The organism is Nonomuraea candida (assembly GCF_000725485.1).
GTDB lineage: Bacteria > Actinomycetota > Actinomycetes > Streptosporangiales > Streptosporangiaceae > Nonomuraea > Nonomuraea candida.
The window spans coordinates 1-241 of the sequence record NZ_JOAG01000205.1; the positions used below are offsets into that span (position 1 = coordinate 1).

The following is a 241-nucleotide window of genomic DNA, read 5'->3' on the forward strand; positions in this document are numbered from 1 at the left end:
GAGGTTGCCGGCCAGCTCGTTGACGTTCTCCGTCAGCCGCTTCCAGGTGCCCGACACGCCCTCGACCTCGGCCTGCCCGCCGAGCCTGCCCTCGCTGCCCACCTCGCGGGCCACGCGCGTGACCTCGGCGGCGAACGCCGACAGCTGGTCGACCATCGTGTTGATGGTGGTCTTCAGCTCCAGGATCTCGCCCCGGGCGTCCACGTCGATCTTGCGGGTCAGGTCGCCGCGGGCCACCGCC

Annotated in this window: 1 protein-coding gene; it reads right to left on the reverse strand. The window is 71.8% G+C overall.

The annotated features are described in order from the left end of the window. The coding region (locus IO39_RS43720; RefSeq protein ID WP_157549841.1) for a HAMP domain-containing protein at positions 1-241 on the reverse strand (241 nt) is incomplete at both ends.